Genomic DNA, 26235 nt, shown 5'->3' on the forward strand with positions numbered 1-26235 from the left:
GGAAAATATATCTTGGTTTTTTGGTTAATAGTCTCTCGAATTCAACTGGAAATTCGTGATTTTGAGGGGCTTAAACATACTATACGAGGAGGATTTGTCATGAGCAAGAAAGCGGCGGATATGTCATTTGAGGAAGCGATGAAACAATTGGAAAACGTTGTGCAGCAGTTAGAAGCAGGAGAGGTGCCGCTTGAAAGAGCGATCGCGTTGTTTCAGGAAGGAATGGAGCTTTCCCGTCTGTGCAGCCGGAAATTGGAGGATGTGGAGCAAAAAATCGAAATGTTGCTGGAGCAGGAAGGGGAGCAAATTGCGGTTCCGTTTCGATTGGAGGGAGACGGCGAGTGAACCAGGCGCTGCTACATGACTATATGAAAACCAAAGCCGATCTTGTCGGGAAACGGCTGGCGGATTTGATCGAAACGCCGGAGATTCCGGAAACACTGCGTCAGGCGATGGCGTATTCATTGCTTGCAGGAGGAAAGCGCCTGCGTCCGGTGCTGGTGCTTGCGACGCTCGAAGCGTTCGGTAAGTCGATTGATGCAGGGATTCCGGTCGCCTGTGCCGTGGAGATGGTGCATACATACTCTTTGATTCATGATGATTTGCCTGCGATGGACAACGATGATTTTCGGCGTGGAAAGCCGACGAACCATAAAGTGTATGGGGAGGCAACAGCGATTCTCGCTGGCGACGCGCTGTTGACGTACGCTTTTGAAACGGTGTGCAGTGCGGAAGAAGCGGGTGCGCCATCAGGGCGTGTGTTGCGCATTGTACGGGAGCTGGCTTCTTACGCCGGCCCAAGAGGTATGGTGGGTGGACAGAGTGCGGATATGGAAGGTGAGGATATTCCGCTAACGCCTGAGCAACTCCGGTATATTCATCAGCATAAAACGGCCGATTTGCTTGTCTTTTGCGTGCGCGCGGGTGCCATTCTTGCCGGGGCTTCGGAAAGACAGTTATCGCTTTTGACCCGCTATGCGAACAATATCGGACTTGCGTTTCAAATTCAGGACGATATTCTTGATGTGACGGGCGATGAAACGAAAATGGGCAAGCCTGTAGGCAGTGACGAAAAGCGCAAAAAATCAACATACCCTGCGCTTATCGGAATGGAGAAATCGCGCTCGCTCCTGAAACAATTGATCGAAGAGGCAAATTTGGCGCTCGTGGAAGCTGCCCTTGAAGATAATAGTATTTTACGCGCCTTAGCTGCCTTTATCATTGAACGGGACTATTAAAGAAAAACCGCAGACCGCAGGTTTATACCTGCGGCCTTTTTTTTAGATTGGAGTTTATCGTTCGTTTGTGATACCATGTTGTTGATTCGTTTATAAAAAAATAGGTATGATATGTGTGCTATGTATGGAAAAATTAGAATGAAACGTTGAAAGCGAGGGTTTTCCTTGTTATCTACAATCAATTCCCCGCAAGACTTAAAAAAATTAAATATATCTCAACTAACTGAACTGGCGGAAGAGATTCGCGCGTTTCTCATCGAAAATTTATCAGTGACCGGGGGACACTTGGCGCCGAACCTTGGCGTAGTAGAACTAACGCTTGCGCTTCATTATATTTTTGACAGCCCGAAAGATAAACTCATTTGGGATGTAGGGCATCAGGCTTACGTGCATAAAATGCTGACAGGGCGTATGGAAAGGTTCGATACGCTGCGCCAATATAAAGGATTATGCGGTTATCCAAAGCGGAGTGAGAGCGAACATGATGTTTGGGAGACGGGTCATAGTAGCACTTCGCTTTCCGCGGCGATGGGCATGGCAATCGCCCGCGATTTAAAAGGTGAGAAGCACAAGGTCATTGCGATTATCGGTGACGGTGCGCTAACCGGCGGCATGGCGTTGGAAGCGATGAATCATATGGGGCACGAAGGCAGAGATGTTACTGTTATATTGAATGATAACGAAATGTCCATCGCGCCGAACGTCGGGGCGATGCACAACCACTTAGGAAAGCTGCGCACGAACCATAATTACAGACGCGCTAAGGAAGAGATTGAACAATTGCTGAAGAAAATACCGGCAGTTGGCGGCAAAATGGCCAAGCTGGTCGAGCGGCTTAAAGATGGTCTGAAATATGTAGTCGTGTCCGGCATTCTTTTTGAAGAGCTGGGCTTTACATATCTGGGACCGGTGGACGGGCATAATTTGCCTGCGTTGATGGAAGCTTTGCGTCAGGCGTCTCACACAAAAGGCCCTGTACTCGTTCATGTTATTACTAAGAAGGGGAAAGGATATGCCCCGGCTGAGCTCGACTCATACGCATTTCATGGTGTGGGTATGTATAAGATCGAGAGCGGTGAAGTGTTGAAAAGTGAAGGCCCGCCGAGTTACACAAGTATTTTCGCACGTACAATTGAAAAACTGGCCGAAAAAGATTCCCGCATCGTAGCAATTACAGCAGCGATGCCTAACGGTACAGGTCTTGATCACTTTGCGCAGAAATATCCCGAACGCTTTTTTGATGTCGGAATTGCAGAGCAACATGCGACAACGATGGCGGCGGGAATTGCGACGCAGGGGTTAAAGCCGGTGTTTGCTGTATATTCTACATTTTTGCAGCGTGGGTACGATCAGCTTGTGCACGATGTATGCCGCCAGAACCTGAATGTGACGTTTGCCATTGACCGAGCTGGTTTGGTCGGCGCGGACGGGGAAACACATCAGGGTGTATTTGATATCGCATATATGCGCAGCCTGCCTAATATGACAATTATGATGCCGAAGGACGAGAATGAATTGCAGCATATGCTGTACACGGCGCTTATGTATGATGGCGGTCCGATTGCTGTCCGTTATCCGCGCGGTAGCGGAGAAGGGGTGCCGTTAGATGGAGAGTTCAAGCTTCTTCCGATCGGTAAAGCAGAAATTTTGCGTCCAGGAGTGCATGTGGCGATTTTGGCATTTGGGAACATGGTGCCTATCGCGCAAAAAGCTGCGGACATGCTGATGGCGGAAGGAATGAATCCGATGGTGGTCAATGCCCGGTTCGCCAAACCGTTGGATGAGGAATTGCTTTTCATGTTGGCGCGGGACGGCTATACGATTGTGACGCTTGAGGAGGGGGCGGTGCACGGCGGCTTCGGCAGCGCCGTACTCGAATGTTACGCGCAGGCCGGTTATCATCATATAACGGTCGAATTAATGGGCATCCCGGATTACTATGTGGAACACGGCAGTGTGAAGGAACAGCGCGCTGAGGTAGGCTTAACTTCTGAAAAGGTAGCACATAAGGTTCGTTCGCTTTGGCCGGCAAGGAGGCAGAGGGCGTAGTCAATGAACAAAAAAGAAAGAATTGATGTACGCTTGGTGCAGGAAGGTTATTTCCCGAGCCGAGAAAAAGCAAGGGCCGCCATTATGGCAGGCCTTGTCTTTGTGGGGCAAGAACGCTGTGACAAACCAGGGGTGAAAGTGGAAGTCGATAAGTCGATTACGGTTAAAGGACATGTTCATCCTTACGTCAGCCGTGGCGGATTAAAGCTTGAGAAAGCGCTCAAAACATTCGGCATTGATGTAACGGATGCGGTGGTAATGGATATTGGTGCTTCCACTGGTGGATTTACCGACTGTGCACTTCAGCACGGTGCACGTCTTGTGTACGCGATTGATGTAGGTTATGGGCAGCTTGATTGGTCGTTGCGTCAGAACGAAAAAGTAGTCGTGATGGAGCGGACCAATTTTCGTTATTTGAAAGCGGACGAATGGGAAGGCGAGCGTATCCAGTTCGCCATGATTGATGTTTCTTTTATTTCGTTGCGGTTGATTTTGCCTGTCCTCAAAGATTTCCTAGATCCGGGTGCCAGCGTGCTAGCATTGGTTAAGCCACAGTTTGAAGCAGGGCGCGAACAAGTTGGAAAGCATGGTGTCGTTCGTGATGCGGCTGTGCACAGGGAAGTGCTCACCACAATGATGAGGTTTAGCGAGCAGCTTGGCTTTCGGGTGCGCGGTCTATCATTTTCTCCAATTACGGGTGGCCAGGGCAACATTGAGTTTTTGCTATATTTGGAATGGACAGAAGGGCCGGTGGTGCCGGAAGACCATACGGAAGATATTGCTCGTATCGTGCGAGAAGCGCATGCCGCTTTCTAAATAGAAAGGTAAAAAGCAGGAGCCTTGAAAGAGGATTCCTGCTTTTTTGCATTTTTATGCACTCGGAAATAAAACCATGTATAATAAGAGAGCAGGCAGTATCACCCTACGTAATCGAGGTGTTGTTTGTGACGGCAATAGGCATCGTAATGAACAAAGATAAGCACAATGCTTGGCTTGTAGCCGAAGCGCTTGTCCGCCTGCTGGAGGGGAAAAAAGCGGGCGTATATATAGACCATGTGGTTGCTGCCCATATTGGACGGCAGGATTTATCTTTACCGCTTGAACAGTTTCATGAAAAAGTAGATATTGTGTTCGTATTGGGCGGAGACGGCACATTGATCGGCTTAGCCCGCGAAATCGCTCCGTATTCCATTCCGATTCTCGGGATTAATCTTGGGCACCTTGGCTTTCTTTCTGAATCAGAGCCAGACGATTTGCCACGTGCGGTGGATCGCATCTTAAGCGGTGAATACTGTGTGGAAGAGAGGATGATGCTGCAAACGGAGGTATTCCGTAACGGGGAACGGGTTCACCAATCCGTTGCGCTGAATGATGTTGGCATTGCAAAGGGAAGCTTCGGTCGAATGATTAAATGCAGCGTGTACGTTGATGATTTATATGTAGGTACCTACAACGGCGACGGGCTCATTATTTCTACTCCTACGGGTTCAACCGCCTATTCCTTGTCGGCAGGAGGGCCAATTGTGGTACCGTATATCAATGTTATTTTGTTAACGCCAGTGGCGCCACATTCGCTGACAGCCCGTCCGCTTGTACTGCCAGCTAACGAAGAAATTCATGTGGTAGTTGATGCGACTCATAATGATATTGGCTTAACGATCGACGGCCAGCTTGGATATCCGCTTAAGATTAATGATGAAATTGTCATTTGCCGCTCACCTTACATTACTCCGCTAATTAAATGGAAAGAGCGAAGCTTTTTCGAAGTTGTGCGAAAAAAACTTCAAAGGGAGAACGGATAACATGAAAGAAAGCAGTACCGGAGGAAAGAATATGAACAAAGGTCAACGACATATTAAAATCAGAGAAATTATTGCTCGGAATGATGTAGAGACGCAGGACGAATTGGTTTATTTGTTGTGTGAAGCAGGATTTAATGTAACACAGGCTACAGTCTCACGCGATATTAAAGAATTGCACCTGGTGAAAGTGCCGACAAACGATGGGCGTTATAAATACTCTTTGCCTGCTGATCAGCGTTTTAACCCCCATCATAAATTGAAGCGAACCCTGATTGACAGCTTTGTCAGCATCGATCAGGCGGATAATCTGCTTGTGATGAAGACGATGCCGGGCAACGCACATGCGATCGGCGCGTTGATTGACAACTTGGAATGGTCCGAGATTTTAGGTACGATTTGCGGCGATGACACGATTCTAATTATTTGCCGGACAAAAGAAGCGGCAGGCGAGATGTCGCAGCGTTTTCTTAACATGCTGTAAACAGGCGGAGGGGGACTGTTTAATGCTTCTGGAATTAAACATTCGCAACTTTGCCGTAATTAAAGAGGTCTCCATTTCGTTTGGACGAGGCCTTACGATTTTAACCGGAGAAACGGGAGCAGGGAAATCGATTTTGATTGACGCCATCAGCATGCTTCTTGGTGGACGCGGCTCTTCTGAATATGTTCGCTACGGATGCAAAAAAGCGGAAATTGAAGGACTGTTCGAATTCGAAGCAGATGCCCCGGTGCTTGGCATGCTCAAGGAGATGGGGATTGATGTGGAAGACAATACGCTGATTATTCGCCGTGAATTGGCGAGTACGGGCAAGACGGTATGTCGGGTGAACGGTCGGCTTGTAACTCTATCCATGCTTAGAGAAGTGGCTCCGTGGCTGATCAATATTCATGGCCAGCACGAACATCAATCGCTTATGCAGGGTGAGCGGCATATTGACTGGCTGGATGCATTTGGTGACGAGAGAATCGTTCCCGCCTTTCGTGAATTTTCTAAGCTGTACGCGCAGTATCAGCAACTCCGTTCCGAATTGGATTATATATCCACTAATGAACGGGAAATGGTACAGCGAATGGACATGCTTCGGTTTCAATTACAGGAGATTGTATCCGCTAACTTGAAGCCAGGTGAAGACGAAGAGCTTATGAAGGAGAAGAAAAAGCTTTCGGGTGGCGAAAAGCTTGTGTATAGTCTCGAAGACGCGTATCGTTCCCTTATTGGAGAACAGCGTGGCATTGACTGGGTGGGGAATGCGGTTAGCCATCTAGAAACCATTCTTGAATACGATGAAGAACTAAGGGAAACACATCAAATGTTAGAAAGCGCATTTTACCAGATTGAAGAGGCAGCACGACTCATACGCGCGTACCGCGATACTATTGAATTCGACCCGGAGCGCCTCACACAGATTGAGAGCAGGCTGGATGAAATCAATCGTTTGAAGCGGAAATACGGCCTTTCGGTGGATGAAATTTTGGAATACGGTGCTTCCATTGAAGATGAACTCGACAGCATGGAAAATCGGGAGACGCGCATTGAGGAACTGCAAAAGAAGCTAAAGGAAGTCGCTCTTGATTTAGCGGTTGAGGCCCAAGAACTTTCGCAAATTCGCAAGCAAATCGCAGAAAAACTTGCCGTGGCGATTGAGCAGGAACTGAAAGACCTGCACATGAGCCGTGCCCAGTTTAAAATCGCCGTTCGGCAGCAGGAAGATGAGCGTGGACTTGATGTGAACGGTAACCGTTTTCGTGTGACGAGCAAGGGGATCGACACCGTCGAGTTTCTGATTGCGCCGAATCCGGGCGAACCGCTCCGACCGGTCAGCAAAATTGCCTCCGGCGGCGAATTGTCCCGTATTATGCTGGCGATGAAAACGATTCTTGCCGATGCGGAGAGCACGGATACGATGATTTTTGACGAGGTAGATACAGGAGTAAGCGGGCGGGCCGCACAGGCGATTGCGGAAAAATTGATGCGGGTTTCCCGCAAACGTCAGGTATTGTCGATTACACATCTGCCACAGGTGGCAAGCATGGCTGATACGCATCTGCGCATCGAGAAACATATGAATGAGAAAGAAACGGAGACGAAAGTCAATCCGCTGTCGTACGAGGAGCGGGTGGTAGAACTTGCTCGCATGCTCGGCGGCGCTCAGGTAACTGAGACAACGAAAGACAATGCCCGTGAAATGCTGGCGCAGGCTGAGGAAGTCAAGCAGGAGCTGGAAGGGTAAGCAGGAAGAGATTGTTTGAGCTATGCGGTTATAAACGCAGCCAACTACGGCAACATTATTACTACAGATATATGGAGGTGTAGGTAGGGAACGTGTAGGAGCGTGATGACCCATTGACCACCCGAAACAAAAAGAAAATGCTGATTGGATGCATTACAATTGCACTCGCTCTTCTCACTTTCTCTTCGACCCCTTTTCAGCAATTTGCTTCTTTTCCTGAGAAAATCCGCATGTTCCAGGGCTCTCTGTCTCAGCTTTCGCTCACCATGCCGGTGACGGCAACGCTTGAATCGACTGATCCTGATGTGGCGCATGTCAAGGAAGCCGTTACGTCAAAAAAGGTCGATTTACGCAATCCCCTTACCATTCAGCCCGGAAAACCGGGCGAAGCTAAAGTGACGCTAAAGCTTGGCAATATTCCTGTAAAAACGGTTGATGTGGAGGTTTTGCCTCAGCTAAAAGTAATACCGGGCGGACAGTCTATCGGTGTGCAATTGCACACTACCGGTGTCTTGGTCGTTGGCCATCATCAGGTGGAAAGCCGAGGCAAGAAGTTTTCTCCTGGAGAATTTGCTGATGTTAAAGTGGGCGATATGATCATCGGAATTAATGACGTGACCATCCACAACATGGATCAAGTGGGAAAGATAGTGAATGAAGCAGGGAAGCAGGGAAAAACAATCAAACTGAAGATTCTTCGGGGAAAGCAAAAGCTTACCGTTGATTTAAAGCCCGCTCTTGAGGATAAGGACAACACATATCGGATGGGATTGTATATTCGTGATTCGGCTGCCGGAGTTGGAACGCTGACGTTTTATGACCCGGAAAGCAAAAAGTATGGCGCGCTTGGCCATGTAATTTCCGATATGGACACCGGGAAGCCGATTACGGTCGGTAAAGGGCATGTTGTGCAGTCAAATGTAACATCCATTGAAAGAGGAAGAAACGGTGCGCCCGGCGAGAAGTATGCGCAGTTTCGCAACGAACGAGTCAAACTGGGCACCATTGAAAAAAATACGCTGTTTGGAATTTTCGGCACGATGAAGCAATTGCCGGATGACGCACTTACAACAGAGCCGATTCCGATTGCGCTGAGCGAGCAGGTAAAGACCGGGCCAGCCGAAATTTATACAGTCGTTAATGGTCAGAAAGTGGAAAAGTTCAAAATTGAAATCGTAAACACGATACCGCAAAAATACCCGGCCACCAAAGGATTGATCATTAAAGTAACAGATCCGGTACTGTTGAAAAAAACCGGAGGTATTGTTCAAGGGATGAGCGGAAGCCCTATTATTCAAGATGGTAAGCTTGTTGGTGCAGTTACTCATGTGTTTGTAAATGATCCGACCAGTGGATACGGTACGTATATCGAATGGATGTTGCAGGATGCGGGGATCGATCTTCGGCATCAAGCAGAAGAAAAGCGCAGGGCGAGTTAACTCCCTGCGTTTTTTTTGGAGTTTCGTCGAAACAGATAAATATTGGTCGAAAAGTCATTGGATTTTATTTGCAGGAGATAAAGGAAGAACGTCGAATTACAAAGTGGACAGAGCCATATTGCTTTTCCATACAGAAATTAGCCGCATATATACATGAAACGAGAGGATTTATAAGCAATGTGATGAAAATATAATTAAAGCAGTAGCGCAAAAGGGGCGAGACCATTTTGAGAATGATTCAAGTGATTTTGGCGGATGACAATCGAGAATTTACAGAATTGCTTCAGGAGTATTTGAATGACCAGCCTGATATTGAAGTCGTAGGAGTTGCGTTTAACGGAAACGACGTATTGAGTTTATTGAAGCATACGTTGCCGGATGTGTTGATTCTTGATATTGTTATGCCGCACTTGGACGGACTGGCGGTGCTTGAACAAATCCGCAGCATGAAATTGCCGACTATGCCGAAGATTATTATGCTGACCGCGTTTGGACAGGAAGAAATTACGAAGAAAGCAGTAGAATTGGGCGCATCGTATTACATTTTGAAACCGTTTGACATGGAAGTTTTGGCGAACCGCTTGCGGCAGGTTGCAGGGCTGACCCCTGTTTCTGCCCATAATCTACGTTCGCCTTCTCTGCCGCCGAAAGGAAAAAACCTTGATCAGAATATCACGAATATTATTCATGAAATCGGTGTTCCAGCACACATTAAAGGCTATTTATACCTGCGTGAAGCGATTACGATGGTGTACAATGATGTGGAGTTGCTCGGATCGATTACGAAAATTTTGTATCCGGAAATTGCTAAGAAGTTCAATACGACAGCAAGTCGGGTGGAACGGGCTATTCGGCATGCGATCGAAGTAGCATGGAGTCGTGGCAACATGGATTCCATCGGCAAACTGTTCGGCTATACGGTGAGCAACAGCAAAGCAAAACCGACGAACAGTGAATTTATTGCCATGGTCGCGGACAAGCTGAGAATTGAGCATCATGTAGGATAGAGTAAGTTGTATCAAGTATTTTATATTTATGCAAATTAAACCCAATCAGTGAAACAATACCAGCTCCCTTCTTTTCAAAGCTATAATTTTTTCATCAAGTCGCAATGGAGACATATGCCAACAAATTTTTCATGCAAGACTATTGAAAATATTAAACTGTAATGAAAGCAAAAGCTGACGCCTGTTTTTATGGTGTCGCTGCCTATGCCTAAAAGAAACTCCCAAGTGATGGTACGCTGAACCGCTTGGGAGTCCATCATGTTTATCGCGTTGAAATGGGATGAATAACATGATATTTTTATATTGTCTTTCCGGAAGTTGGCGGATTGTGAAGGGGTGACGCCAATGCGTATGAAAAAAGCATATGTGATTATCTCGGTTATTGTTGCCATTTCTTTGATATTGTCTATGATTGTGCCGTTCCTGCCATAAGGGGATAAAGTATGGACAATGGATAAAAAAATTAATGTGAACGGCGATTCGATACACGGGCATGAAGATTGAGCTTCTGATCTAGAAGTTGGCTGATTTCCACAACTTCCGGATGGCATAAACTGTTCTTTTCTTTGGCGATTTTATACATAGATTCGCGGAGTTGTGTGATTTCTTGTTGCAGATTTTCCAATTGATAGACAAAGTCTGTGTTCGGGGTATTTTCCATATACGAGGAAAGCATCTGAATTCCTCCTTCCGTATCTTGGCTTAAGCAACGCACATTCCTTGATGATTCCTAAAATTAGTTTGTGGATTTTTGTTTGCTTTTTGTTTTTTAATATATAGTGTTTACCGCTGGACTATGCTTGTATAAGGTAAAATTAACAGGAGAAAATAAACGAATGAGTATGCTGAAAAGTAGGAAAATTTTTGTTATGGACGTGGCGGAAACGGCGCTTGAGATGGGCATGCGTTATTTAGCATCTAGCCTTGGCCGGGAAAATATCCGCTATGCACAATTGGATGGATGAGGTGACATGATGGCAAGAGTGGATTTGCATTCTCATACAGTAGCGTCTGACGGAACATTCACAGTACGCGAGGTAATAGAGCGGGCGAAGCAAAAAGGACTTTGCGCTCTTGGCATTACCGATCACGATACGGTTGCAGCTTTACCGGAAGCGTTGGAGGAAGGAAAACGCCTTGGAGTGGAAATCGTACCAGGTGTTGAAATCAGTTCTGTAGATGAAGGGAAGGATGTGCATGTGCTTGGATATTATATTAACATTCATGACGAGAAGTTTCTTTCCTATCTCGAAGAGCTGCGCCAGGTACGGAGCAGGCGTAATCGGATGATCATTGCGAAGCTGAATGAACTAGGCATTGATATTACGGTAGAAGAAGTAGAAAGCCGCAAGAAAGAACAAGAGGGGAACATAGGGCGGCCACATATTGCCGAAGTATTGATGGAGAAAGGAATTGTGGCATCCATGGGAGAAGCGTTTGATAAATATCTTGGTTTTTCTGGCGCTGCGTATGTGAACCCGCCGCGTATTTCACCGGAGGAAGCGATTGACTTGATTAAGGATGCGGGCGGAGTAGCTGTGCTCGCTCATCCTGGCCTGTATGATAAGCCAGATATGGTAAGACGGCTGATCGGCCATGGTTTACAGGGGATTGAAATTCACCATCCGGATAACGATGAAGCGGATCGACGTCTATACGGGGAAATGGCGGATGAATACGGTTTGGTAAAGACAGCAGGCTCAGACTTTCACGGCATGCGGAACGCTCTTATATTTCATGCCGATTTAGGAACATGCACGACCACCCTAGACACCGTGCGCTATCTGCGTGAATTAAGCAAAAGCTGGTAAAAACATAAAAATCACGAAAGAGACATGTTCGTCAGCATTCCTTTTTGTTACATGGATTTAATCATTGCGATGTGTTCAATCCCCGCTTCCATAAACGTCTCCCCGTGTGCCTTATAGCCAAGGCGTTCATAAAACGGCTTGGCATGTACCTGCGCGTTCAATTTTAAGGTATGATAACCGCTTGCTTTCGCTTCAGCTTCTAGTTTCTCCATGAGCAAACGTCCGAGTCCGCTTCTGCGGCAGGAAGAAACGATAGCCACCCGTTCGATTTTACCGATCCCCTCGCCATAAGGACGTAACCTTCCCGTACCGACGGCATTTCCATTCTCATCAAGTGCCAGGACGTGCAGTGTATCAGCACTTTGATGGTCATACTCGTCCCATTCTATTTCTTCTGGCACATTCTGCTCTTCAATAAATACTTGGCGTCTAACAGCAAGAGCTTGCTGTTTCTCGGTTTCATTATGTACACACTTCACAGTATATATTGACATTATTTATCAGCTCCTTTTTTCTTTTTCTGTAAAGTAACATTGATTCTCTGTATATTTTTTATGATGATGGAAACCCTTATACATATTGAAAAAAGGGGGGGTTTTTTGGCTATTTTTTATATTGTTATTTTGTCTTTACTTTCCCTTTTCTTGCTTTTTGGTGCGAGTTATCTGGTGGTGGTCGTGCTAAACAAAATCAATCCGCCGCGTGCGGATTGGAAAGCGGAATATAGGCTTGCGTCTAAAGACAAAGAACCGGAGGATTAAGGCGAGAATCGGCCTTAAGCGCCGGTTTTTTTATGTTATTAAGAAAGGATATGTTATTTTACAGTATAAAGCAACATATATTTTCTTTTCATGAGTAAATGAGGAAACATTCACGCGTTTTGCTATTGGCAAAGAAACCAAGAAGAACATATATATAATTATATCTTTTTTCTTTAATATTTGTTATAGCCAGAATATTACCATCGTTACGGATCGGTTGTGATATGATGAAATTATATATTTTTTTTACTTGTAGCGTTATTGGTTTGGGGAAGGAGATAAAAAATGAAAAGACAAGTACACAGCAAAGAAGTAAAAAATGCAGCATTGCAGCGTCTTGCTGAGAGAGGGGTTACCGTTGAAGATATCGCGGAAATCGTTTATTTGATGCAGGCACCGTACAATGTGAATCTAAAAATGAATGTTTGCATTGAGAGTGTACGGGCGGTGCTGGAAAAAAGAGAAATTCAGCATGCTATTCTCGTAGGCACCGAATTGGATATTCTCGCTGAAAAGAAAATGTTATCCGAGCCGTTGCAATCGATTATAGAAGCTGATGAAGGGCTATTCGGTTGCGATGAAACATTGGCGCTCGGTTCTGTATTCGGTTATGGAAGCATTGCTGTCACCACTTTTGGTCATCTTGACAAGCAAAAAGTGGGGGTTATCAAACGGTTGGACACGAAGCGAGGGAATGGGATTCATACGTTCCTGGATGATTTGGTGGCGAGCATTGCGGCTTCCGCTTCAAGCCGACTGGCCCATCGCTTGCGCGACGAGGAAGAAGTGGAACGTGATCGACAGTTGAACGCTCAACCTAATAATGAACAGGGGAGCTAAGCTTTTATATTTTTAACCTGTATCTATTGTGGAGAAAGAGTTCTGGAGTAACCGGAACTTGTTTTTTGGCGTATGAGAAAGGATATGTTGTTTTACAGTGATAAAGCAACATATCCTTTTTTTGTGAGCAAACAGGAGAACACTCGTAAGGTGTGTGCCAAACGTAGCTTTTTCTATGTGGAGTGTACGGGACAGAGAGAATCGGAAAGACACGCTAGAAGGAAATGGATATGTGTTTATGCAGAAAGTTTCCCTTAGGAAAAAAAGTTTGATCAACGAAAAATATTTTTATATAATTGCTATTGAATATACATTACGCGAATAATGGAAAGGAGTTTTATGGATGTTTTTCTTGCCGGATTTGCCGTATGCATACGATGAACTTGAGCCTTATATTGACGCTCGAACTTTGGAAATTCATCACAGTAAGCATCATGCAAATTATGTGAACCAATTAAATGTTGCTTTAGAAGGACAACATGAATTGGCTGATAAGTCAATAGAGTGGCTATTAAGCAATTTAGAGCATATTCCAGAATCTATTAGAACGGCTGTCCGTAATAATGGTGGCGGACATTATAATCATTCTTTATTTTGGTCGGTGATGAGTCCAACTGGAGGAGGAGAACCAATCGGGGAGCTCGCCGAGGCGATTGCTGCTTGTTTTGGCAATTTTAAAAATATGAAAGAAATGGTATCCCAAGCTGCGATTCGCCATTTTGGCAGCGGATATGGCTGGCTTGTTTTTGATAACGGGAAGTTGGAAGTTATGAGTACATCTAACCAGGATACTCCTCTTGCGGAAGGAAAAATCCCGCTTATGGTCATTGATGTGTGGGAGCATGCTTATTACTTGAAGTATCAAAATAAGCGTCCTGATTTTGTTTCTGCTTGGTGGAATGTGGTGAATTGGAGAGAAGTAGAAAAACGTTATCAAGAAGCAAAAGAAAGAATGAGCGTATAAAAAAATTTACTTATAGAAAAAAAGTTGCATTAGGTAAAAATATAAGTTATAATTTTATTGTAAAAATATTACATCCTTTTTGGTTGTGGATATGTTTCTGCATTCGGCTGCCGATATACTCAGGCAGCCTGATTTTTTGCATAAATATTTTTTATATTGTTCTTTTATCTTTATCCCGGAAAGTGATGAGCGAAAAGAAATGGAAGATGGGACAAAAGAAAAACAAAACAAAAAGACAAATGACGCGTATAAATATAGTAGGCGAAGAATCGGGAAAGAGGTTGAAGAATGAAACGCAAAGCAATAGTCCTGCTATTATCGCTACTTGCTTCCAGCGTAACGGCTGCGGCTTCAAGCAATGTATATCTCGGAAAATATCCGATTGTGCCTGTTGAAATAAACGGCAACAAGCTTCAAGAAAGCACCCCGTCTTTTTCTGTAAACGGCACCACAGTTGTTCCGCTACAGACGATCGCTGAACAGCTAGGCGCTTTCGTTATGAAAGATGAAGAAAGCGGAAAGACGACGGTAGTCAAGCCAAATATTAATATGATTGTGGCGGCATCCATCGATGAGAAGCGACAACGGAATTATACCATCGAGTCCCCGTTTATGATCGTGTCCAAAGGAAGCAAAGCCTCATTTGATATTTTTGTTGATGTGGACAATGCTCCAAAATCGGACTCCCTCGTATTCAAGCTTGTCATTCGTAACCCTTCCGGTGCCGAAGAGTACGTTAGTTATCCCCAGAGTTATTCAACCGTCCGGAATGGCACCGCTTTTTTATATACGCATAATGTAAAAGAGATGCAGTTTAAAGAGGCTGGTGACTATAAGGTTCAGATGATTATGAAGCTGGGTAACAGCGGTGATTACCAGGTCGTTGGCGAAAACATCATTCATTCGCGATAGCATTTTGACTTATCCCTGTATTTATATTTATGTAAAAAAGTGATATAATCAGGATATACTACAGGGTAGCGTTGTAAACTGCATATATTTTATTAAAGAAAGGAACGAGAGCAGCGGATGAAAGCGAAGCCTAAAAGGCGCACCTCTAAGCTTGATGTAGAGGGACCGAATATACGTGTCGCATGGAATGATACACAGTCGCTCACGGCATCTTGGGAAATTGATGAACGTCAGAAGGAGGCTATTGAGCAGCGGTTTGCGATTCCGGTTTCTGAATTGCCGTTTGTACTTCGGCTGTATGACGTAACAGACCGGATGATCAAAAATGATGGCCTTGACTCGTATGTTGATTTTGATATCAACGTGCAGGCGTCAAATTGGCTTTTGTACGGAATCGAATCCACCCGTCAGTATTGTGTAGAATTAGGGGTGCGCATGGTTGACGGTCGGTACTATTCGCTGAAACGATCCGATCGGATCCTTCCCTATGCAGGGTAAAAAAGGGCAGATGCATCTGCCCTTTTTTACGCATGTGTTGATCGCTGTTATTTACGCGGGTTGAAGTACATGATGCGACCATTAAACAGGTGCAGTTCGGCTTTGTACTCTTTGGCCAAATATTTGCAAAATTCGTTAGCTTTTCCTTTATCCCCGTGTGTAGATTGTTCGGTCAGCGTTACCTGTATATAGTGTTCTTCGTTAGGATTGGTCTGTCCTTCGCTTTTCAGGTCCGGTTGTATGGCGTGCTTTTCCGTCTGGCGTGAACCAACGCCGATCAGAATATAACGATACAGCTTTTCGTCCGTGCCTTTTAAGTAAAACCATTGACCGCTTGCTTCCGGCTTTTGTTCGATCGTATACGGAAACGCAGAGTTCTGGTACTCCCATCCCAGCTGTTCCCCTGTCTTTGTTGTCATTTCGATATAACGTTGCAGTTTCTGTTTTACATCATCAAGAGTGACTTGCTTTGTAGTTGACCCTTCAACAAATTTTATGTAGGCGCTTCTGCTCATATATCCTCACTCCCACCCCGGGTTCTTATGATATCTTACCTTGAGTTTAGCACCGTACCCAATCTTTGACAACCGAAAACCGGATGAATTTCTATACATCTTTGCCGATTCTATTGTTGACTAAATTTTTAGAAAAATATACTATTGTATAGTAGATAAAATAATTTTCGATATATTTTCATGTTGTGGAGGGGGAAGGAGAGGCTAATTATGGATTACCACAACCAATCACAGGATTTGCATGAAGTACTTAACACATTGCGCGCTATTGCCGTCATCAATAAAGAGGATTGGGAAACAGCCGCAAGAAGTCTGGGGCTTGATTCGGCTGTCCAGCTTAATATTTTATGGATTGTGTATTGTTACGAAGGAGTACGTGTCACCCAGATTGCGGAATGGACGTTCTGGCATCCGTCCTCTGTTGTCATTCATGTGAAAAAGATGATGGAGAAGGGACTCGTCACAATTGAGAAGAGTGACAAAGATGGCCGCGTAGTCAATGTGTACTTGACTGAAAAAGGAAAGGGAATTATCGAAAAAAGTAAAGTACAGGCCCCGGAAGTGTTTCGCATTACACGGGCGCTTGAAAGCCTAGAGGAACGCTATGGTCGTAATGTGTCTGCACTCTTTTTCGAATGTTTGGACTTTTTAGCAGAAGAGCTTCATGGTTCAGAAAAAATTCACTGGTTGCGCGAAAGTGAAGACAAGATGCGTCGCATGGCTACCATGTAATGACAAAGGAGCGGAAAAGGCCGCTCCTTCATTTTTGAATCGGAAAAATGCTGATTTTCCGTTCGATTGTTTTGCCTTCTTCGTTTATGATAACAATTGTGATGGTTGTGTTTTCGCCGATGCTCTTCCGGCCGATGCGGAACAGTAAGCTTTCATTCGCTACCGAATGGGGAGCTACTTTTATTTCTGTAGGCAGTATGACATCCCAGTTTTCTGGAATGTTTTTGTATTTCAGCTTATAAGTGGCTGGTTTGTCGCGCAGATTTTCTACCTGCAGATTATACGTATAAATGATATGGTTTTCAGAGGGGACACCTTGCAAGTTTTTGTCAATACTTACGGTGAATCCCGTGCTTGTGAAGATGGCGAATAGCAAAATGGACACCATGACAGCCATAAGAACGGTAAGCACCAAGCCTGTGCCGCGGAACATATTTTTGATCCCGCCGGTTCGCGAATTTTTATCGGACAGAATCATTTGCAGCATCCCGTATGGGCAGGCGTTGCGACAGAACACGTGGCGCAGGCGGTTAACCATAATAAAAAAGAAGATTGTTGTTAGAACGTATGCCCAGAACGCCCATGCTCCTGTATCAAGAGAAGTGATTTCGCGAAATAAGTCTTTTGGATTGTAAAAATAGGCGATCATGCTAAAAGCGATGATTGGAGCGAATACGAGTGACAAACCGATATCGAGAACGGTGCGCAGTGCCGGATGATTGCGCAACGTTCTAGAATGAGTGATTTTTGTTAAGTATTTGGAAAACGTGTTGTGTGGACACAGCCAACCACAGAATTGGCGGCCGAACCACTGCGAGATGGAGACGAAGGTAAAAACAAGCACCAGAACAGTTAATAAGAGAATGTATCCTTCATTGAAGGAAAAGCTTTTTGTAAGCACATAAAAGTGCAGATGCGTTACATCAATCCGGAATATGTCCAGCAACGGTACAATAAAGAATAAAATAAGGATCGTAACTTGCATGAATGCGCGCTTACTCATTGCCTACACTCCTTTATATTCTCTTCCTGAATTCTTTATAGAGCAATAGAGTTGCACTTACTGAAATTTTCACATAGGAACTTTTGAAAAGAAAGTGAATAATTTATGACCTTTGCCCTTGGAAGGTACAGATTTACTATTTTTTAAATCAGAATTGTCAAATTATTGTTTTTGCAGTAAAATATGATTAATGACAAATTCAAGCAAATTACAAGGAGGGTTTCTGAAAATGTTCGAGCGCCTATACGAGACGTCAGAGACGACAAAAGCGAATTTTGTGGGCTTTGCATCTGAGAAGTCCCGCTACGATTTTGGGCTTATTTACACGAATCAATTTTTTGGAAAGCCTCTGGTGATTTGCATGCAGACGGGGCGTTCTTCACTGCTCTGTGCCGAAGATGCGCGAAACATCGAGGTATTGAAAGATAAGTTTGCGATTAAGGACGACGAGGAAGCGATGGAACTTTCCTTGTTTTTGCAGGGACATCTTCCAGATACAGACCATGCCTTGCCTCAGTACTAGTATTTAATGACAAGATTAAATGTAAACGCATACGTAAAAGCAAGCCTTCAGGAAATGTCTGGAGGCTTTTTAAGTGGCGAGGAAAGTGTATATGACTCTAAATCGATAAAGTGATATATGCTTTTCTTCCTACTGTTGCAGAGAAAAACTTGCGAGGCACTTGCCCGCGAGTTTTTTATTTTTGTACAAATATTTGTTTGAAAAATAGGTGCGCCTTTTAATTAAAAAACGATTGACACAATTAGTATGTCATATTATATTAATAATACAACATATTGTACGTTTATTTAGTGATTATACATCATTAAAAGCGCGTATTTACTAAATGGAGGGTGAGATTTATGGGGACAATCGTATGCCAACATTGCGAACAAATTATTGAACACTATGAGCATGAGAAGGTGGAAGTGCTGTACACATCCTGCGGTAACTGTCCGACTTGTGATGAGGAGAAATAATGAGCGTAAAAAACCCCCGCGGTTCTTGCGGGGGTTTTCGTATATGATACCGAGTTTTTATTTTATGGCTTGTGCCCGTTTAATGACTTTAACAGTCTGAATTGATTCGTCTTCCGGTCCCTGCACCGGCAGGCCAGCTTCCAGGTTTTCAAGTATATAGTCAATATTATCTTGTGTCATGATTTCTCCTGGAAGCACAATTGGAATACCTGGCGGATATACCATAATAAACTCAGCCATAATGCGTCCTGCCGCTTCACGAAGAGGAATCATTTCTGTTTCCGCATAGAACGCTTCCCTTGGTGACAGCGATAGTGCTGGAATGTTTGGCAGATGCACGGGGAGTGGTTGGATAGAATCTTTGCCGAGCTGAATGCGCGCCAGTTCGCGGAGCGCCTGTACAAGTGTTGTTACGGTCAAGATCGAATCACCTGGCGTAATGATACACAAAATGTTATACAGGTCGCTTAGCTCGACCTCAATGTTATACTTCTCGCGTAACCACACTTCTACTTGGTGTCCTGTTAGCCCAATTCCGCGCACCTGAATAATAAGCTTTGAAGGGTCCATGTCATATGTCGCTTCGCTGCCGAGAATTTCTTTGCCCACACAGTACAAGCCTGGAATTTCGTTGATTTCTTCCCGTGCGTACGCTGCCAGCTCAAGCACATGGTCTATCATCTCTTTGCCGTGCTCTACCAGTTGTCGGCGTGCCGCGTCAAGCGATGCGAGCAACAGATAAGAAGTGGATGTTGTCGTCAGCATACTGATTACGGATTTTACGCGGTTTGCGGATACGCGGCCTTCTTTCACATTCAAAATTGAGCTTTGCGTCATTGAACCGCCCAGCTTGTGCACGCTTGTGGCTGCCATATCAGCGCCTGCCTGCATTGCCGACAACGGTAGAGCATTATGGAAATGAATATGCACGCCATGCGCTTCATCTACAAGCACAGGAATGTCGTATTCGTGCACCAGATCCACGATTTCCTTCAGGTTGGCGGCAATGCCGAAATAAGTCGGGTTAATGACAAGTACCGCCTTGGCTGTCGGGTGTTGCTCCAATGCCTTGCGTACAGATTCGGTTGTAATGCCGTGCGCAATTCCTAAGTTTGTATCCATAACGGGGTGCACGAAAATCGGAATCGCGCCTGCGAAAATAATGGCAGACAATACGGACTTATGCACATTGCGCGGAACGATGATTTTGTCACCCGGTCCCACGACAGACATAATCATCGTCATAATGGCACCGCTCGTTCCTTGCACGGAAAAAAACGTATAGTCGGCGCCGAATGCTTCTGCCGCCAGTTCCTGCGCTTCTTTAATCATCCCTTTTGGATGATGGAGATCATCGAGCGGGGCGATATTGATTAAGTCGATCGATAGTGCATTCTTTCCGATAAAATCGCGGAACTCAGGAAGCATACCGCTTCCTTTTTTATGGCCCGGAATGTGAAACTGGATTGGATTGCGCCGGGCGTGTTCCAGGAGCCCCGTAAACAGGGGAGTTTTTGATTGATCCATAGAGCATTCCCCATTTCTGTATGTGATGTCGCCTTACGCGGTATAATCATTCATTACATTGCAAACAAATTAGAGTATATCAAAATGCATTTCTAATTTAAATCTTTCTTTGTTAAGGGGAACTGATTTCCATCTATTTTTTTATTTTTAATTGTTCTTAAAAATCAGAAAGGATTTTTAGAAGCTGAACGCGAATACAATCATATACAATTGTGTTGAAGGAGTGGGGAAAGGTATGAAAACACGCATAACAGAGATTTTCGGCATTAAATACCCTATTGTGCAAGGCGGGCTTGCATATCTGGCGTATGCTGAATTGGCAGCGGCTGTTTCCAACGCCGGCGGTTTGGGGCAGATTACGGCTATGACGTTAGGTACGGCGGAGAAATTGCGCGAAGAAATTCGGAAAGTACGCACGATGACCAATAAGTCCTTTGGGGTGAATTTCGCTATTGGACAGCATGGTAGACCGTATGAAGAATTGCTGGAAGTGGCGATCGAGGAAAAAGTTCCGGCCATCTCTGTGACTGGCGGGAACCCAAAGCCGATTTTTGAGCGGCTGCAAGGAAAAGATATTCGTACACTCGTGCTGGTGGCTGGGGTACGGCAGGCGCAAAAAGCGGAAGAATTGGGCGCGGACGCGGTGATGGCAGTCGGTCAGGAGGGCGGAGGCCATCTCGGACGTGACGATATCGGGACAATGGTACTTATCCCCCGTGTGGTAGAATCGGTTTCGATTCCAGTACTTGCAAGCGGCGGTATTGGTGACGGACGCGGACTGCTGGCAGCGCTTGCGCTAGGGGCAGAAGGAATTGAGATGGGAACGCGATTTATCGCTACTCAGGAGTGTATTCATGCGAGTGAAGCGTATAAGCAAGCCATTCTCACCAGCAAGGAAACCGATACAGTTATCATTAAGCGTACGCTTGGCGCTCCGGGCCGCGTATTGAAGACGCCGCATGCGCTCAACATTGTTGCACGCGAGCAGGAAGGAGCGACGTATGAAGATTTGAAGGATATGATTAGCGGCAAAGCAAACCGTGAGTATATTTACAACGGAAACGAAGAGGCTGGATATGGTTGGGCAGGACAAGTGATCGGGCTGATCCACAGTATTCCGACGGTTCAGGAGTTATTCGATGAGATCATTTCCCAGGCGGAGGAAGGCCGCAAGCGGCTGGAGATGATTTTCGGAGCCAAGGTACATCGCTAATAAGGATTATTTAAAAACAAGGCCATCCTCTCCTTCTTTCTTTTGACTTGATTGTCTTTTTCATCCACGAAGCCAATTCGTTCTTCAAGCGGAGCGCACAAAACATCCGGATATCTCGAAAGGAAGACAACAGAGTGCTTTTCTCGCTTTCCGAACGGCTTTGTTAGAGTGAGGCAAAATCGCCGGAGAAGAGAAGGAGAGGAATGGATTCAGGTATGAACATCATAAAACGTCGATAAGCTGAACGGCTAAGCTTGTACGTAGTCAGTAGCCTTTTCAGTTACCGGAAAGCTTTGTGTTGAAGGTAAGCGTCCGCCCGCTTCCTTTGCCAAGCGGTAGAGAGGAAGCAGCGTACGGAACGTGTTTTCCACTGTTTTCATTAATTCGTTTCCTGACATGACGATTGCTTTTTCGCGGTCGATGGTAATGCCGCAGAGAATTTCTGATTTCTTGTTCTTTTTTAATTTATGTATCATTTCTTGTGCTTTGTCTTCATCCATTTGACTGTGTTGAAATACGTCTGGCTTCGTATGATCAAATGACCAAACGAACGATTTGGGGATGTTTTTTTCAATGGTTGTCCATTCTTTTTCCAAGCGTTCGGCAAACGCTGGCTTTATCGGGCATTCGTAGATGATGGCGAACCAGATGAACATATGGCTTTCCCAAAGTCCTACTTGGAAGTGCGGTAGCATTTTGTAGCCGCGTTTGTTCGCCGCCCATGCGACCCATGTGTCGTTTGGAGGATGTACGGTACGCCTTGCGTGTTTGGCGACATGGTAAAACATCTCATCTTTTGTTTCTGCTGATAAAAACAAAGCTATTTCTTTTCCTAATTCCTCTAGTTTTGGGCGAATTGTAGCTCTCAGCGCTTTCATACGCGCATCGAGCCCTGGAACAGCAAATACGGCAAAATCCTGCTCAGTGAAGCTGTGCATATTCGGGTTCCTCCTCGTCAAAATCTGTTCTCATCGTACCATGCGATGCATAAAATGTGAACACAGGCTGCCTGTATGCTTTTCTCTTGTCGTAGTGAAGTCGATTGTTGCAGACAAGCTAGATTGGTAATAGAAACACATTGCTTTTGTTTGATGAATATAGTACAATAAACATAATAAATTAAATATTTTGAAAATTCTACGAATGGAGGGGTAGTTGTGCACACATTTGAACAGATTGAGTACAGCGACGTAGCTTTATGGTTTAACGAAGAGCAGATACACGAACTTGTGGCACATATCGTCGAAGCAGGTATGAGCATCGCATGGAAAGAAACGAAGAAATACTTTACCCTCTCCGTCCGGACAGAACATAAAACTCATTGGTTAACGTTTCGTAAGGTGGGCGCGCGCTATCGTTTGCGCGATCGCCATTATAATATTTCCGATCCGCGCTTTGAAAAGATTTTGCAGTATTTTATTGAACAGGTGAAAGGGCATGCGGTAGTGAAAATCTTCTTCGGAGGACAGCTTGTCATTCAAAAAATTCGCTATGGAGAAGCGGAACAAATTATAAAAATTTCCGGTGCTTCTAAAGAGGTTATTTTCGAGAAGGAGTGTTCTGTCTCGATGGAAGAAGTAATGGCAGTGCTTTGTCGGCGCGATGCTGAAGAAAGGATTCCGGTGCTGACGCTTGAAATTGACTATGAATTGGCGGTGCTGCATGAAGCGATGGAAGCGGGAGATGAAGAGACGATTGCAGCTTGCAAGCAAAAGCTCAGCAAGCTTCATCAGGAAATGGTGATGCTAGAAGTATAATTGTAAAGGAAAGCAGGAAATAGTTTTTCCATGGAGAAATAAGTAAAGCATACTTCACCCGGAGTATGCTTTTTTGCATTTTGGATATCGCATACTAACAGAGAAGACATTTTGACTTGCGGAGGGTAGAGCATGAAAGTAAAAATCTCAAAAGAAACAATTTCTTCCATCGCTACGGATTGTTTGATTGTGACATATTGTGAGGATCAAGACACGGTGAAGGGATACGCGAAAATTGTCGACACCGCGCTTGAACACCGTATTTCGCTACTGATTGCGGAAAAAGAAATCCGTGGAACCTTCGGGGAAGTAACATTGCTGCATAACTGGGGCAAGATTCCGGCCAAGCGGACGCTTGTCCTTGGTTTGGGTAAAGAAAAGGAATTAACAGTGGCTAAAGTGCGCGACGCGATTGGAATCGCTGCCCGTTACGCCCAGAAGCGCGGAGTTAAAAACATTACATTTGGTGTATCGAATTATTATGTCGAGAAGCAACTCTGGAATGCAGTCGATATTGTGCAAAATGTTGTGGAAGGCGTTGCGCTTGGAACGTACACCTTCGCAGGTTATAAAAAGCGTGAGGAGCAGCCTTTCGTTATCGAAGAGTTTATCTTAGGAGTAGACGAAAAGATGGAACAAAGCGCGATCCAAGCTGGACTCGACAGGGCGGACGTCGCGGCGTATGCGACGAATCTGGCGCGTGATTTGGTAAATGAGCCAGGAAATAAAATGACGCCAGCAATCTTAGCGGAGCGTGCGCGCGAAGTGGCACATCGTCGAAATTTAGAAATTAAAGTGCTGGATCGAGAAGAGTTAGAAGAGCTTGGCATGGGTGCATTGCTGGCTGTTGGTCAAGCGAGCGCCAACGCGCCTAAAATGATTGTCATGAAATATTATGGGGCGGCTGACAGCAAAGAAGTGCTCGGATACGTAGGCAAAGGTGTCACATTTGATACTGGCGGCATTCAGGTAAAACCTGATGAAGGTATGGGTGAGATGAAAACTGATATGGCGGGAGCCGCAGCTGTTATCGCCGCGATGGATGCCATTGGTGCGCTACAGCCGCATGTCAATGTAATCGCGGTGATTCCCGCATGCGAAAATATGATTTCGGGCAACAATCTGAAGCCGGCGGATGTTATCACTTCCTTTTCCGGCAAAACCATTGAGGTCGTGCATACCGATGCGGAAGGCAGACTCATTCTGGCAGATGGGGTTGCATACGCCAAGCATCTTGGCGCAACTAAACTTGTTGATGTGGCAACGCTTACCGGCTCCGTCATTTCCGCGCTTGGGCATGTCGCAACCGGCATGATCACCAATAATGAACAATGGCTTGAAGAAGTAAAGGCAGCAGCGCGCATTGCAGGCGAAAAAATGTGGCAGTTACCGAACTTTGAAGAATATCAGGAATATATCCAGAGCGAAATTGCTGATATTAAGAATGATGCGGGACGTCCAGCCGGTTGTATCCAAGGCGGCATTTTTATCGGCGCGTTTGCTGGAGATACGCCTTGGGTGCATCTTGACATTGCAGGTACAGCTACAACCGACAAGGACAGAGGTCACAATCCGACAGGAGCAACCGGCGTAGCGGTGCGCACGCTCATTCAACTGGCTATCCGCTTTGGCGGAAAATAAAGACCATAAGAAAAAAGCTTTTTCCTTTATTTAGGAGAAAGCTTTTTTCTTATGTTTCGGACAAGCTAGGTTTATTTTTGTCCGGTAAAATTGGCATAATTATTTAAATGTCGGTGATTCGGTGTAGTCATGAGGCTTTCCCTGATATAAAATAAACACGTTGTGGATTTTTTGTAGTGAAAGGATGGTATAGCCGTGGAGGTATGGTTCACGAAAGAGATCGCCATGGGCATCGTCGGTCTTTTTCTTATTATGTTCCTTCTCCTTTTCATCTGGAACATTGTACTTAGCGTAAAATTTGGACGGTTACAGAAACGGTTCCGGAGGATGGCGCAAGGCAGTTCCAAAGAAAATTTGGAGCAGATGTTAGAGAAACTGTTCGATCGTATGGAAACTCTGGAGAATTCTCAGCGGGCGGTTGAACAGTTGACAGAGAGTATGCGGGCGCGTATCCGGGAACAAAAAGGCCGGCTTGGCATTCTTCGGTTTTCTGCATTTGAAAACGAAGGAAGCGACTTAAGCTTTTCTTTCGCGCTTGTGGATGAAAATAACAACGGAATGGTCATGACAAGCATTTATGGGCGTCATGAATCCCGGGTATATGCGAAACCGGTTGAGAACGGGGCTTCATTGTACGCATTGTCCGAAGAAGAAAAGCAGGCGCTTGCGCTGGCGATAAAAAATGGGGCTAAAGACGAATAAAAAAGTATTGCATGTTTGCTTCAACCGTGTTATGTTATTTCTCGTTAAGAAAATTTGTGATTAGGAACCAGGATTCACTTAAAGGGTGGGAATGTTCATCGCTCACTCGCCCCCGTGGTGAATGACGTAGGTCCTAGAGATGTTTACAATACTCATCCTAGGAAGGGGGAGCTGGAAGATGGAATACTCAACTTTCGGCAGACACATTGCAATTGATGTTTGGGGAGTGGATTTTGAGCGTTTGAATAACGCCGAATTCCTAAAAAACCATATGGTAGAAGCGGCAGAAGCTTGCGGCGCGACCGTGTTGTCGGTGCAGGCGAAACAGTTTGAACCGCAGGGCGCGACTGTACTTGTTATGCTTTCGGAAAGCCATCTTTCGATTCATACCTATCCTGAAAAAGGCTTTGCTGCCCTAGACTGCTACACTTGCGGTGAAACAGTGGATCCGCAGATTGCTATTGATTACATGGTTTCTATTTTAAAACCGGAAAAATACTATGTGAAAAAGTTAGTTCGCGGTATGGGTGAAATGGAAATTGTAACGCCAAAAGTGAACCCGAACTACATTCATGCGTAAAAAGAGAGGTGTTTACACCTCTCTTTTTTGTA

30 protein-coding genes are annotated in these 26235 nt (G+C 45.2%); 24 read left to right on the top strand and 6 right to left on the bottom strand.

Annotated features, from left to right (window positions below):
• Positions 1-99 precede the first annotated feature (99 nt).
• The 9 genes from xseB to spo0A all read left to right on the top strand — a co-directional run bounded on the left by xseB (position 100) and on the right by spo0A (position 9766).
• Positions 100-345 (top strand): exodeoxyribonuclease VII small subunit, encoded by a 246-nt coding sequence (gene xseB, locus BLR88_RS00005; protein WP_057898258.1) that lies wholly within the window; start codon positions 100-102, stop codon positions 343-345.
• A complete protein-coding gene (locus tag BLR88_RS00010; protein ID WP_057898259.1) occupies positions 342-1238 on the top strand; it encodes a polyprenyl synthetase family protein in 897 nt (298 codons plus the stop codon). Before xseB ends, BLR88_RS00010 begins: the two co-directional genes overlap by 4 nt.
• A gap of 165 nt (positions 1239-1403) precedes the next feature.
• A complete protein-coding gene (gene dxs / locus BLR88_RS00015; protein WP_057898260.1) occupies positions 1404-3287 on the top strand; it encodes a 1-deoxy-D-xylulose-5-phosphate synthase in 1884 nt (627 codons plus the stop codon).
• A 3-nt stretch (positions 3288-3290) separates the two neighbouring features.
• Positions 3291-4103: a TlyA family RNA methyltransferase gene (locus BLR88_RS00020; RefSeq protein ID WP_057898261.1), complete on the top strand. Its 813-nt coding sequence runs from the start codon at positions 3291-3293 to the stop codon at positions 4101-4103.
• A 128-nt stretch (positions 4104-4231) separates the two neighbouring features.
• Positions 4232-5089 carry an NAD(+)/NADH kinase gene (locus tag BLR88_RS00025; protein ID WP_091259550.1) on the top strand — a complete coding sequence of 286 codons (858 nt, stop codon included), beginning with the start codon at positions 4232-4234 and terminating at the stop codon, positions 5087-5089.
• 31 nt (positions 5090-5120) lie between these two features.
• A complete protein-coding gene (ahrC, locus tag BLR88_RS00030) occupies positions 5121-5570 on the top strand; it encodes a transcriptional regulator AhrC/ArgR (protein ID WP_057900271.1) in 450 nt (149 codons plus the stop codon).
• A gap of 22 nt (positions 5571-5592) precedes the next feature.
• Entirely contained in the window at positions 5593-7320 is a 1728-nt protein-coding gene (gene recN / locus BLR88_RS00035; protein ID WP_057898262.1) for a DNA repair protein RecN, read from the top strand.
• Positions 7321-7457: 137 nt separating this feature from the next.
• A complete protein-coding gene (gene spoIVB, locus BLR88_RS00040; RefSeq protein WP_057900272.1) occupies positions 7458-8759 on the top strand; it encodes a SpoIVB peptidase in 1302 nt (433 codons plus the stop codon).
• Positions 8760-8992: 233 nt separating this feature from the next.
• A complete protein-coding gene (spo0A, locus tag BLR88_RS00045) occupies positions 8993-9766 on the top strand; it encodes a sporulation transcription factor Spo0A (protein WP_409359874.1) in 774 nt (257 codons plus the stop codon).
• Positions 9767-10229: 463 nt separating this feature from the next.
• Here the strand turns inward: spo0A and BLR88_RS00050 are convergent, their stop codons facing one another.
• Positions 10230-10442 carry an aspartyl-phosphate phosphatase Spo0E family protein gene (locus BLR88_RS00050; RefSeq protein WP_057898264.1) on the bottom strand — a complete coding sequence of 71 codons (213 nt, stop codon included), beginning with the start codon at positions 10440-10442 and terminating at the stop codon, positions 10230-10232.
• 160 nt (positions 10443-10602) lie between these two features.
• On the opposite strand from BLR88_RS00050, the gene BLR88_RS20285 reads away from it, so the two are divergent.
• Positions 10603-10731 carry a hypothetical protein gene (locus tag BLR88_RS20285; protein ID WP_257721586.1) on the top strand — a complete coding sequence of 43 codons (129 nt, stop codon included), beginning with the start codon at positions 10603-10605 and terminating at the stop codon, positions 10729-10731.
• 6 nt (positions 10732-10737) lie between these two features.
• Complete coding sequence (locus BLR88_RS00055) at positions 10738-11577, top strand: PHP domain-containing protein (protein WP_057898265.1); 840 nt, start codon at positions 10738-10740, stop codon at positions 11575-11577.
• 47 nt (positions 11578-11624) lie between these two features.
• Here the strand turns inward: BLR88_RS00055 and BLR88_RS00060 are convergent, their stop codons facing one another.
• Positions 11625-12071: a GNAT family N-acetyltransferase gene (locus BLR88_RS00060; RefSeq protein WP_057898266.1), complete on the bottom strand. Its 447-nt coding sequence runs from the start codon at positions 12069-12071 to the stop codon at positions 11625-11627.
• Positions 12072-12176: 105 nt separating this feature from the next.
• Here BLR88_RS00060 and BLR88_RS19250 point away from each other — a divergent pair, with 105 nt between their 5' ends.
• From BLR88_RS19250 to BLR88_RS00085, 5 genes are all read left to right on the top strand, one after another.
• Positions 12177-12338 (top strand): hypothetical protein, encoded by a 162-nt coding sequence (locus BLR88_RS19250; protein WP_156424006.1) that lies wholly within the window; start codon positions 12177-12179, stop codon positions 12336-12338.
• A gap of 285 nt (positions 12339-12623) precedes the next feature.
• Positions 12624-13178 (top strand): phosphatidylglycerophosphatase A family protein, encoded by a 555-nt coding sequence (locus BLR88_RS00065; protein WP_057898267.1) that lies wholly within the window; start codon positions 12624-12626, stop codon positions 13176-13178.
• 343 nt (positions 13179-13521) lie between these two features.
• Positions 13522-14142 (top strand): superoxide dismutase, encoded by a 621-nt coding sequence (locus BLR88_RS00070; protein WP_057898268.1) that lies wholly within the window; start codon positions 13522-13524, stop codon positions 14140-14142.
• Between the two features lie 288 nt (positions 14143-14430).
• On the top strand, positions 14431-15054 hold the full coding sequence (locus BLR88_RS00080; protein ID WP_057898270.1) for a stalk domain-containing protein: 624 nt from the start codon (positions 14431-14433) through the stop codon (positions 15052-15054).
• Positions 15055-15171: 117 nt separating this feature from the next.
• Entirely contained in the window at positions 15172-15552 is a 381-nt protein-coding gene (locus tag BLR88_RS00085) for a DUF4912 domain-containing protein (RefSeq protein WP_057898271.1), read from the top strand.
• 47 nt (positions 15553-15599) lie between these two features.
• Here the strand turns inward: BLR88_RS00085 and BLR88_RS00090 are convergent, their stop codons facing one another.
• Positions 15600-16067 (bottom strand): DUF1885 family protein, encoded by a 468-nt coding sequence (locus BLR88_RS00090; RefSeq protein WP_091259560.1) that lies wholly within the window; start codon positions 16065-16067, stop codon positions 15600-15602.
• A gap of 210 nt (positions 16068-16277) precedes the next feature.
• Between BLR88_RS00090 and BLR88_RS00095 the strand changes: the two genes are divergently transcribed.
• Positions 16278-16799, top strand: a complete 522-nt coding sequence (locus BLR88_RS00095; protein WP_057898273.1) for a MarR family winged helix-turn-helix transcriptional regulator — start codon at positions 16278-16280, stop codon at positions 16797-16799.
• Between the two features lie 28 nt (positions 16800-16827).
• Here the strand turns inward: BLR88_RS00095 and BLR88_RS00100 are convergent, their stop codons facing one another.
• Positions 16828-17802: a 4Fe-4S binding protein gene (locus BLR88_RS00100; protein ID WP_057898274.1), complete on the bottom strand. Its 975-nt coding sequence runs from the start codon at positions 17800-17802 to the stop codon at positions 16828-16830.
• Between the two features lie 229 nt (positions 17803-18031).
• On the opposite strand from BLR88_RS00100, the gene BLR88_RS00105 reads away from it, so the two are divergent.
• Together BLR88_RS00105 and BLR88_RS00110 are read left to right on the top strand one after the other, a co-directional pair.
• Positions 18032-18325 (top strand): DUF3055 domain-containing protein, encoded by a 294-nt coding sequence (locus BLR88_RS00105; protein WP_057898275.1) that lies wholly within the window; start codon positions 18032-18034, stop codon positions 18323-18325.
• Positions 18326-18666: 341 nt separating this feature from the next.
• Entirely contained in the window at positions 18667-18783 is a 117-nt protein-coding gene (locus BLR88_RS00110; protein ID WP_057898276.1) for a GapA-binding peptide SR1P, read from the top strand.
• A gap of 57 nt (positions 18784-18840) precedes the next feature.
• Here BLR88_RS00110 and BLR88_RS00115 read toward each other — a convergent pair whose 3' ends face one another.
• Positions 18841-20310, bottom strand: coding sequence for an aminotransferase class I/II-fold pyridoxal phosphate-dependent enzyme (locus BLR88_RS00115; RefSeq protein ID WP_057898277.1), 1470 nt, complete (start codon positions 20308-20310; stop codon positions 18841-18843).
• Between the two features lie 235 nt (positions 20311-20545).
• Here BLR88_RS00115 and BLR88_RS00120 point away from each other — a divergent pair, with 235 nt between their 5' ends.
• The gene (locus BLR88_RS00120; RefSeq protein ID WP_057898278.1) at positions 20546-21523 is read left to right on the top strand and encodes an NAD(P)H-dependent flavin oxidoreductase; all 978 of its coding nucleotides are present in this window, start codon (positions 20546-20548) and stop codon (positions 21521-21523) included.
• Positions 21524-21771: 248 nt separating this feature from the next.
• On the opposite strand, the gene BLR88_RS00125 is transcribed toward BLR88_RS00120, so the two are convergent.
• A complete protein-coding gene (locus BLR88_RS00125; protein ID WP_057898279.1) occupies positions 21772-22461 on the bottom strand; it encodes a YktB family protein in 690 nt (229 codons plus the stop codon).
• A gap of 219 nt (positions 22462-22680) precedes the next feature.
• Between BLR88_RS00125 and BLR88_RS00130 the strand changes: the two genes are divergently transcribed.
• The 4 genes from BLR88_RS00130 to speD all read left to right on the top strand — a co-directional run bounded on the left by BLR88_RS00130 (position 22681) and on the right by speD (position 26203).
• Positions 22681-23280: a hypothetical protein gene (locus BLR88_RS00130; RefSeq protein WP_057898280.1), complete on the top strand. Its 600-nt coding sequence runs from the start codon at positions 22681-22683 to the stop codon at positions 23278-23280.
• Positions 23281-23412: 132 nt separating this feature from the next.
• Positions 23413-24921, top strand: coding sequence for a leucyl aminopeptidase (locus tag BLR88_RS00135; RefSeq protein WP_057898281.1), 1509 nt, complete (start codon positions 23413-23415; stop codon positions 24919-24921).
• Positions 24922-25116: 195 nt separating this feature from the next.
• Positions 25117-25623 carry a DUF4446 family protein gene (locus BLR88_RS00140; protein WP_057898282.1) on the top strand — a complete coding sequence of 169 codons (507 nt, stop codon included), beginning with the start codon at positions 25117-25119 and terminating at the stop codon, positions 25621-25623.
• 178 nt (positions 25624-25801) lie between these two features.
• Complete coding sequence (gene speD / locus BLR88_RS00145) at positions 25802-26203, top strand: adenosylmethionine decarboxylase (protein ID WP_057898283.1); 402 nt, start codon at positions 25802-25804, stop codon at positions 26201-26203.
• Positions 26204-26235 lie beyond the last annotated feature (32 nt).

It is taken from the genome of Aneurinibacillus thermoaerophilus, from assembly GCF_900099925.1.
Classification (GTDB): Bacteria; Bacillota; Bacilli; order Aneurinibacillales; family Aneurinibacillaceae; genus Aneurinibacillus; species Aneurinibacillus thermoaerophilus.

Bases quoted from the DNA above. Each gene is read 5' to 3' on its own strand.
- xseB (WP_057898258.1), top strand. From the start codon at position 100: ATGAGCAAGAAAGCGGCGGATATGTCATTTGAGGAAGCGATGAAACAA.
- BLR88_RS00020 (WP_057898261.1), top strand. From the start codon at position 3,291: ATGAACAAAAAAGAAAGAATTGATGTACGCTTGGTGCAGGAAGGTTAT.
- ahrC (WP_057900271.1), top strand. From the start codon at position 5,121: ATGAACAAAGGTCAACGACATATTAAAATCAGAGAAATTATTGCTCGG.
- recN (WP_057898262.1), top strand. From the start codon at position 5,593: ATGCTTCTGGAATTAAACATTCGCAACTTTGCCGTAATTAAAGAGGTC.
- spoIVB (WP_057900272.1), top strand. From the start codon at position 7,458: ATGCTGATTGGATGCATTACAATTGCACTCGCTCTTCTCACTTTCTCT.
- spo0A (WP_409359874.1), top strand. From the start codon at position 8,993: ATGATTCAAGTGATTTTGGCGGATGACAATCGAGAATTTACAGAATTG.
- BLR88_RS00050 (WP_057898264.1), bottom strand. From the start codon at position 10,442: ATGCTTTCCTCGTATATGGAAAATACCCCGAACACAGACTTTGTCTAT.
- BLR88_RS20285 (WP_257721586.1), top strand. From the start codon at position 10,603: ATGAGTATGCTGAAAAGTAGGAAAATTTTTGTTATGGACGTGGCGGAA.
- BLR88_RS00055 (WP_057898265.1), top strand. From the start codon at position 10,738: ATGATGGCAAGAGTGGATTTGCATTCTCATACAGTAGCGTCTGACGGA.
- BLR88_RS00060 (WP_057898266.1), bottom strand. From the start codon at position 12,071: ATGTCAATATATACTGTGAAGTGTGTACATAATGAAACCGAGAAACAG.
- BLR88_RS00065 (WP_057898267.1), top strand. From the start codon at position 12,624: ATGAAAAGACAAGTACACAGCAAAGAAGTAAAAAATGCAGCATTGCAG.
- BLR88_RS00070 (WP_057898268.1), top strand. From the start codon at position 13,522: ATGTTTTTCTTGCCGGATTTGCCGTATGCATACGATGAACTTGAGCCT.
- BLR88_RS00080 (WP_057898270.1), top strand. From the start codon at position 14,431: ATGAAACGCAAAGCAATAGTCCTGCTATTATCGCTACTTGCTTCCAGC.
- BLR88_RS00085 (WP_057898271.1), top strand. From the start codon at position 15,172: ATGAAAGCGAAGCCTAAAAGGCGCACCTCTAAGCTTGATGTAGAGGGA.
- BLR88_RS00090 (WP_091259560.1), bottom strand. From the start codon at position 16,067: ATGAGCAGAAGCGCCTACATAAAATTTGTTGAAGGGTCAACTACAAAG.
- BLR88_RS00095 (WP_057898273.1), top strand. From the start codon at position 16,278: ATGGATTACCACAACCAATCACAGGATTTGCATGAAGTACTTAACACA.
- BLR88_RS00100 (WP_057898274.1), bottom strand. From the start codon at position 17,802: ATGAGTAAGCGCGCATTCATGCAAGTTACGATCCTTATTTTATTCTTT.
- BLR88_RS00105 (WP_057898275.1), top strand. From the start codon at position 18,032: ATGTTCGAGCGCCTATACGAGACGTCAGAGACGACAAAAGCGAATTTT.
- BLR88_RS00110 (WP_057898276.1), top strand. From the start codon at position 18,667: ATGGGGACAATCGTATGCCAACATTGCGAACAAATTATTGAACACTAT.
- BLR88_RS00115 (WP_057898277.1), bottom strand. From the start codon at position 20,310: ATGGATCAATCAAAAACTCCCCTGTTTACGGGGCTCCTGGAACACGCC.
- BLR88_RS00120 (WP_057898278.1), top strand. From the start codon at position 20,546: ATGAAAACACGCATAACAGAGATTTTCGGCATTAAATACCCTATTGTG.
- BLR88_RS00125 (WP_057898279.1), bottom strand. From the start codon at position 22,461: ATGCACAGCTTCACTGAGCAGGATTTTGCCGTATTTGCTGTTCCAGGG.
- BLR88_RS00135 (WP_057898281.1), top strand. From the start codon at position 23,413: ATGAAAGTAAAAATCTCAAAAGAAACAATTTCTTCCATCGCTACGGAT.
- speD (WP_057898283.1), top strand. From the start codon at position 25,802: ATGGAATACTCAACTTTCGGCAGACACATTGCAATTGATGTTTGGGGA.